The following is an 8210-nucleotide window of genomic DNA, read 5'->3' as shown; positions in this document are numbered from 1 at the left end:
AAATAAGGACTATTATCGCCAAGCCTTGCAAGATTTGCTTGAAAGCATCAATGATGATGCCCAACTGTATCGCCAACTGCGTCTGTTTCGCCACCGTGAAATGGCAAAACTGAGCCTGTGTCAAAGCCTAAATCTCGCCACCGTAGAAGCGGTTTTTGTTCGCCTTTCTCAACTGGCAGAAGCCATTATTATCGCTACTCGCGATTGGCTTTATCAGCGCACTTGTGCAGAAATGGGAACGCCAATGGACGCGCACGGTGACCCACAACAACTTTATATTTTAGGAATGGGAAAATTAGGCGGATTTGAACTCAATTTTTCGTCTGATATTGATCTCATTTTCACCTACCCTGCCAATGGGGAAACCCAAGGGGCAAGGCGTTCCATTGAAAATAGCGTGTTTTTCACTCGCCTTGGGCAGCGCCTTATCAACGCCCTTGATCAATATACGCCCGATGGTTTTGTGTATCGCACGGATATGCGTCTACGCCCTTTTGGGGAAGCCGGTGCATTGGCGCTAAGCTTTACCGCGATGGAGCAATATTACCAAGAACAAGGGCGCGATTGGGAACGCTATGCGATGATCAAAGGGCGAATTTTGGGGGCTGATCCGCAAGATCCGAATGTGAAAAACTTGCAAAATTTGCTCCGCCCTTTTGTTTATCGCCGTTATATTGACTTCAGTGTGATTCAAGCGTTACGCGAAATGAAAGGTAAAATTGAGCGAGAAGTGCGCCGCCGCGGTTTAGTGGATAACATTAAACTTAGCGCAGGGGGGATTCGTGAAATTGAATTTATCGTGCAAGTTTTCCAGCTGATTCGTGGTGGTCGTGAAATCAAATTGCAGCAGCATTCTCTGCTTAATCTCTTACCAGAATTAGAAAAATTAGGCCTGCTTAGCCCAAATGAAAAACAAGATTTGCAACAAGCCTATGTGTTTTTACGCCGTGTGGAAAACGTGCTGCAAGCCATTGATGATAAGCAAACGCAACTTTTGCCAGAAAAAGAACTGGATCGCCAACGCCTGATTTTTGCGGTACAACATTACCTTCAATGGAACAATGAAAAACAACCAATCATTGTGGAAAACCATCTCACCAGCTGGGCAGATTTTTATGCGTTATTGCAATCTCACCAACACAAAGTGCGGTCGGTTTTTTCCCAATTAATTGGCGAAGAAAATGATAAGTCCACGCCAGAAAATAGCCAATGGGACGATTTTTTAGAAACGGATCTCAATGATGAAGACATTCAACAGATGTTGCAACAAAATGGCATAAAACTGGAAGAAAATGCACCGCTCTTACAACGCCTTGCTCAGTTCCGCATCGAGCTAGCGCGCCGTCCTATCGGCACAAGGGGGCGTGGTGTATTGGCGCAATTAATGCCAATGTTGCTGACACAAATTTTCCAGCATCAGGCCTATGAAACCTTGCTGCCACGAATGTTGGATATTGTGGACAAAATTCTCACGCGCACCACCTATTTGGAATTATTAGTAGAAAATCCACAGGTGCTAAATCAGCTCATTGAGCTGTGTTCGCAGTCGCAACTGATTGCGCAACAAGTGGCGCGCTACCCGATTTTGCTTGATGAATTGCTAGATCGCAACGCGTTGCTTAATCCTACCCATTTTAGCGAATATCGCAGCGAATTAAAGCAATATCTGCTCCGTTTACCGCAAGATGATGAAGAACAATTTATTGATGCCCTACGTCAATTTAAGCAAAGCACCTTGTTGCGCGTAGCGGCTGCCGACATTTTGGGAGCGTTGCCTGTAATGAAAGTGAGTGATCATCTCACCTATTTAGCGGAAGCCATTATTAATGCGGTGGTGAATTTAGCGTGGCAACAGGTTTCCGCACGTTTTGGCGTGCCAGAGTTTCTCGCTCCGAATGAAAAAGGCTTTTTGGTTGTTGGCTATGGTAAATTGGGCGGGCTTGAGTTGGGCTATAAATCTGATTTGGATTTGGTGTTCTTGTTTGACGGCAGCCAAACCGGGCAAACCCAAGGCGGCAGAAAAGTGATTGATAGCAATCAGTTTTATCTCAAGCTTGCTCAAAAAGTCATCAGCATTTTTAGTATGAATACGAATGCGGGCATTCTTTACGAAGTGGATATTCGCCTACGCCCTTCAGGTGATGCGGGATTGCTTGGCTGTTCATTGAGTGCTTTTGAAAATTATCAGCTGAATGAAGCTTGGACCTGGGAAAAACAAGCCTTGGTGCGCAGCCGTGCGGTTTATGGCGAGCCTGCCTTGCGCCAACGCTTTGAGCAAATTCGCCACAAGGTGCTGACTGCACCACGGGATCTTGAGCAACTCAAGGAAGATGTGAAAGCAATGCGCGAGAAAATGTATCAACATCTCGCCAATAGCAATCCTGATGAATTTAACATTAAAACCGATAAAGGCGGCATTACAGATATTGAATTTATCGCCCAATATTTAGTGCTGACTTATGCGCCGAAATACCCGAGCTTAACCACTTGGTCGGATAACGTGCGGATTTTTGAGTCAATGGCGGAAATTCCTAATACGGAAAACCAAAGTACGGAACACCAAAGTGAAGAAAATACAAGTGCGGTGCTAAATTTTGAAATTTCTGAGCAATTAAAAAATGCCTACACCAGCCTGCGCAACCGCATTCATCAGCTAAATTTACTTGGCTTGCCTGTTGTGGTTAGCCAAGTAGAATTTCAATCTGAACGCCAATTCATTGAAGAAATTTGGCGGACGTTGTTTGATTAGCTACGCATTTTATTGGCTAACTCAACAATTTTCACGATCACCCTTGTGGCGTCCCACATTCCTTCAAGGGTGGTCAATTCTTGCTTGCTATGAAAATTATAGCCGCCAGTAAATAACATTGGACAAGGAATCTGTTTTTCTGCCAATTTCGCACCGAGATAACCTGAGCGAATTGGGGTGAGAATTGGCTCAATATCACATTGTTTCATTGCTAAATCGGCAAGCTGAATAGATTTTGGTTGCTGTTTGATAACTTCGCCCATATTGCCATATTGATCTTCAATGCTTAACTGTGCTTTTTTTCTTAAACGTTTTTTGCGATTAAAATCCACAATCATCATTGCCAAAAATGCTTTACGCTGTTCAAAACTCACCGCATCAAAATCACAAATTAAGTAGCGCATTTCCACTTTCTCAATGTCGCCCGTTAGACTTTCTAAATGGAAAAATCCCTGCTTACGCTCTGTTTTCTCTGGCACTTCTTGCGCTGGTAGCCCCTTTTGAAATTCACAAGCTAAAGTGAGCGCATTACGCATTTTGTCTTTGCCTACGCCAGCTTGAATATTGCGTCCATAAAGGGTTACAGTAGCGGTGGCGACATTAACATTTTCATAACCCAAACTGCCCACACCCTCTCCAGCAAGGCAATATGCCCAATCACAAGTAAATTTCTCAAAAGGAAAATGTTTCATTCCCTGCCCAGTTTCTTTGTCTGGCACAAAGGCAAGGCGAATGTTGCAATGGGAAAGATGATTTTGCTGCAAAATATGAAGTGCGGTCAGAATTTCTGCTATTCCTGCTTTGTTATCTGCCCCTAACAAAGTTTTTCCGTCACCAACCACTAAAGTTTTTCCAATCAATTTTTGCAAAAATGGGTGATATACCGGGCTGATAAATTCTTCCCCTATGCCAAGAGAAATATCACCGCCACGATAATTTTCAATCACTTCAGGCAAGGCGTGTTTGCTGCTACATTGTGGTGAAGTATCAAGCTGGCTAATAAAGCCAATGGTCGGCATTTTAGCGCTAACATTGGAAGGCAAAAATGCGGTGAGAATACCTTGTTTCGTTAATTCAATTTGTTGCAAACCGAGTGCAGAAAGCTCTTGTTGCAGAAATTTAGCCAACTTTGCCTGCCCAGTGGAGCTAGGAATAGGCTTGGTATTAAATTTCCCTTGCGTGTCAAAACTCACATAGTTCAAAAAACGTTCTAATAATCCTTCTTGATATTGTGTGCTGTTTTCCATAATCATCTTTTCGTTTGCAAAAAATCGTTGCGTTTTATTCTAACTAGACGCTTAACTTGAGGTATTGATATATAACAAAATTCAACGCAATTTTTTTAGTCAAAATATGATTAATTGCTTTTCATTATGGGGCGTTCGCTATATCATTAGCACTTATTTCTATACATTGATTGTTCAACCAATTTTCTTAGGGAGAAAACCAAAGCTAGTGGAAAATTCAGTTCAAACCAAGCCGATTATTGAGCTTCGTTCTTTAACCAAATCTTATGGCGACAAAACGATTATTAATGGTTTAAATCTTACCATTAACAATGGCGAATTTTTGACAATTTTAGGGCCATCAGGCTGTGGTAAAACCACGGTGTTACGCTTGATTGCAGGATTAGAAGATCCTAACGGCGGTAAAATTATTCTGGACGGTCAGGATATTACTGATGTGCCAGCAGAACGCCGTTTTGTGAATACGGTATTCCAAAGTTATGCCCTGTTCCCGCATATGACGATTTTTGAAAACGTGGCTTTCGGTTTGCGTATGCAGAAAGTGCCAAATGCGGAAATTAAACCGCGCGTAATGGAAGCCTTGCGTATGGTTCGTTTAGAAGAAATGGCGGATCGCAAGCCTAATCAGCTTTCTGGTGGTCAGCAACAACGTATTGCCATTGCAAGAGCGGTGGTAAATAAGCCAAAAGTGTTGTTATTAGACGAATCGCTTTCCGCATTGGATTATAAATTGCGTAAAGAAATGCAAAATGAACTGAAAGCCTTGCAACGTCAATTAGGCATTACCTTTATTTTCGTTACCCACGATCAAGAAGAAGCTTTAACAATGTCTGATCGTATTATCGTGATGAACAAAGGGAATATTGAGCAAGATGGTACACCACGCGAAATTTACGAAGAGCCGAAGAATTTATTCGTGGCGCGTTTCATTGGCGAAATTAATGTTTTCAACGCTAAAGTGATTGAGCGCGTGAGCGAAAAAACCGTAAAAGCCAACGTGGAAGGCCGTATTTGTGAGATCTATACGGATTTACCAGTTCAACCTGATCAGCATTTGAAAGTGCTTTTACGCCCTGAAGATATTGTGATTGAAGAATTAGACGAAAATGAGCAATCCAAGGCCATTATCGGACACGTTTCTGATCGTAACTATAAAGGTATGACGTTGGAATCTAGCATTATTCTTGATCATAACAATATGAAAGTGTTAGTTAGCGAATTCTTCAATGAAGATGATCCGCACATTGATCACTCCGTAGGACAAAAAGTTGCCCTAACTTGGCACGAAGGCTGGGAGGTTGTGTTAGACGATGAAGACAGCTAATTCTGGATTTCAAAAAATCACCATTACCACCATTTTTGCGTGGTTAATTTTCTTTGTGCTTGCGCCAAACTTATTGGTGCTTGCGGTGAGTTTTTTAACCCGTGATAGCAGTGATTTTTATGCCTTACCATTTACCATTGAGAACTACACGCGTTTATTTGAACCGCTGTATGCGCAAGTGGTGTGGAATTCTCTTTATATGTCGGGCATTGCGACCATTATTTGTTTAATCATTGGCTACCCTTTTGCCTTTATGATTAGCAAAATTAAGGAAAAATATCGCCCGATTTTGCTCTTTTTAGTGGTATTGCCATTCTGGACGAACTCATTAATTCGTATTTACGGAATGAAAATTTTCCTTGGTGTAAAAGGGATTTTAAACAGCACCTTGCTTACCCTTGGCATTATTAATGAACCAATTCGTATTCTTAATACGGAAGCGGCGGTGATTATTGGTTTAGTCTATCTATTATTGCCATTTATGATTTTGCCATTGTATGCAGCCATTGAAAAGTTAGATTACCGCTTATTAGAAGCAGCGAAAGATTTAGGCGCGAACAGTTTCCAACGCTTTGTTAAAGTGATTATTCCACTCACAATGCCAGGCATTATTGCAGGCTGTTTATTAGTGTTATTACCTGCAATGGGAATGTTCTATGTGGCGGACTTACTCGGCGGTGCGAAAGTATTGCTTGTGGGTAATGTAATCAAGAGTGAATTCTTAATTTCTCGCAACTGGCCATTTGGATCAGCGATTAGCATTGGTTTGACTATTTTGATGGCGTTACTCATTTTTGTATATTACAAAGCAAGTAAATTAATGAATAAGAAAATGGAGTTGGAATAATGAGCCGTTTACTACGTAATGTTTTTATGTTGGTGGTGTACGCTTATTTGTATATCCCAATTATCATTTTGGTGACCAATTCGTTTAATGCAGATCGCTACGGATTAAGCTGGAAAGGCTTTAGCTGGAATTGGTATGAGCGTTTATTTAACAATGATACCCTAATTCAAGCCGCGTTCCACTCTGTAACTATCGCCTTTTTTGCGGCCACTTTTTCCACTATTTTGGGTGGCTTAACGGCGATCGCCTTGTATCGCTATCGTTTCCGCGGTAAACAGGCGGTGAGCGGAATGTTGTTTATCGTAATGATGTCGCCGGATATTGTAATGGCAGTGTCTTTGCTTGCCTTATTTATGATCGTTGGTATCTCACTCGGATTTTGGTCATTGCTTTTAGCGCATATCACTTTCTGTCTGCCTTATGTTGTAGTAAGCGTGTTCTCTCGCTTGAAAGGATTTGACGCAAAAATGCTTGAAGCAGCGAAAGATTTAGGCGCAAGTGAAGTAACCATTTTGCGTAAAATTATTTTGCCACTGGCACTTCCTGCCATTGTTTCAGGCTGGTTATTAAGCTTTACTATCTCTCTTGATGATGTAGTGGTGTCTTCTTTCGTAAGTGGCGTAAGCTACGAAATTTTACCACTGAAAATTTTCTCATTGGTAAAAACAGGGGTAACGCCTGAAGTTAACGCCCTAGCCACCATTATGATTATTTTCTCTCTTGCTTTAGTGGTATTAAGCCAAGTTGTGGCGAAAAAAGATAAATAGCCCAAATGGGAAAATAATACTTCACAAATAAGCATAGACAAAATAGAATACGCCTTGACGCTGTCAAGGCGTTTTTTTATTCATATTTTGCCAAAACAAAATATGCCCCTAACCCTCTTAACAGGAGAATGATAGAAATGAAAAAATTTGCAGGTCTTTTCACAGCCGGAATGATCGCAGTTACTTTAACAGCTTGTAATGATAAAGAAACAAAGAATGCGGACACCAAAGCACCAGCTAACGATACCGTATATCTTTACACTTGGACAGAATATGTTCCAGATGGTTTATTAGACGAATTTACCAAAGAAACTGGCATCAAAGTCATTGTTTCAAGCCTTGAATCTAACGAAACAATGTACGCGAAATTAAAAACACAAGGTGAAGCCGGCGGTTACGATGTTATCGCACCTTCAAACTACTTTGTGTCAAAAATGGCACGTGAAGGTATGTTAATGCCATTAGATCACAGCAAATTACCTGTTATCAAAGAATTAAACCCAGATTGGTTAGACAAACCTTACGATAAAGGCAACAAATATTCTTTACCACAATTATTAGGTGCGCCGGGTATTGCCTATAACACCAATGATTACAAAGGTTCTGACTTCACCTCTTGGGGCGATTTATGGAAACCTGAATTTGCAGGTAAAGTACAATTACTTGATGACGCGCGTGAAGTGTTCAACATTGCCCTATTAAAATTAGGTCAAGATCCAAATACTCAAGATCCAGCAATCATCAAACAAGCTTACGAAGAGTTATTAAAATTACGTCCAAACGTGCTTTCTTTCAACTCTGACAACCCAGCTAACTCATTCATCTCAGGTGAAGTGAACGTGGGTCAATTATGGAATGGTTCTGTGCGTATTGCGAAAAAGAAAATGCACCTTTAGATATGGTATTCCCGAAAGAAGGCCCTGTGCTTTGGGTTGATACCCTTGCAATTCCTGCAACAGCGAAAAATCCAGATGGCGCGCACAAACTTATTAACTATATGTTAGGTGCGAAAACAGCAGCGAAATTAACAGAAGAAATTGGCTACCCAACATCAAATGTTGAAGCGTTAAAATTACTTCCAGATGAAATTACTAAAGATCCTGCTATCTACCCAACACAAGAAGTGTTACAGAGCAGCTACTGGCAAGATGACGTTGGCGATGCTGTTCAGTACTATGAAGAGTATTACCAAAAATTAAAGCAGCGAAATAATTTCTTGCACAAATAAACCTCGCTAAATGCGAGGTTTATTTTTTCCTATATTCAAAAACTTATT

The 8210-nt window shown here is 41.2% G+C and carries 5 protein-coding genes and 1 pseudogene; 5 read left to right on the top strand and 1 reads right to left on the bottom strand.

The genetic code is table 11. The features are described 5' to 3' along the window. A partial coding sequence (gene glnE / locus C3Z13_RS07870; protein WP_103855557.1) for a bifunctional [glutamate--ammonia ligase]-adenylyl-L-tyrosine phosphorylase/[glutamate--ammonia-ligase] adenylyltransferase occupies nucleotides 1-2749 on the top strand: 2749 nt, incomplete at its 5' end. On the opposite strand, the gene pepT is transcribed toward glnE, so the two are convergent. Then, nucleotides 2746-3996: a peptidase T gene (pepT, locus tag C3Z13_RS07865; protein ID WP_103855556.1), complete on the bottom strand. Its 1251-nt coding sequence runs from the start codon at nucleotides 3994-3996 to the stop codon at nucleotides 2746-2748. The genes glnE and pepT overlap by 4 nt on opposite strands. Before the next feature lie 208 nt (nucleotides 3997-4204). Here pepT and potA point away from each other — a divergent pair, with 208 nt between their 5' ends. The 4 genes and pseudogenes from potA to C3Z13_RS07845 all read left to right on the top strand — a co-directional run bounded on the left by potA (nucleotide 4205) and on the right by C3Z13_RS07845 (nucleotide 8162). Then, nucleotides 4205-5320: a spermidine/putrescine ABC transporter ATP-binding protein PotA gene (potA, locus tag C3Z13_RS07860; protein ID WP_103852693.1), complete on the top strand. Its 1116-nt coding sequence runs from the start codon at nucleotides 4205-4207 to the stop codon at nucleotides 5318-5320. Next, nucleotides 5307-6167: a spermidine/putrescine ABC transporter permease PotB gene (gene potB / locus C3Z13_RS07855; protein WP_103855555.1), complete on the top strand. Its 861-nt coding sequence runs from the start codon at nucleotides 5307-5309 to the stop codon at nucleotides 6165-6167. Before potA ends, potB begins: the two co-directional genes overlap by 14 nt. After that, nucleotides 6167-6934 (top strand): spermidine/putrescine ABC transporter permease PotC, encoded by a 768-nt coding sequence (potC, locus tag C3Z13_RS07850; RefSeq protein ID WP_103852687.1) that lies wholly within the window; start codon nucleotides 6167-6169, stop codon nucleotides 6932-6934. Before potB ends, potC begins: the two co-directional genes overlap by 1 nt. Before the next feature lie 137 nt (nucleotides 6935-7071). Beyond that, nucleotides 7072-8162, top strand: a pseudogene (locus tag C3Z13_RS07845) (extracellular solute-binding protein). Nucleotides 8163-8210: the final 48 nt, after the last annotated feature.

The organism is Avibacterium endocarditidis, assembly GCF_002921145.1.
Lineage (GTDB): Bacteria > Pseudomonadota > Gammaproteobacteria > Enterobacterales > Pasteurellaceae > Avibacterium > Avibacterium endocarditidis.
The sequence above is the reverse complement of the archived record's forward strand: the minus strand, read 5'-3'. Positions and strand labels throughout refer to the sequence as shown.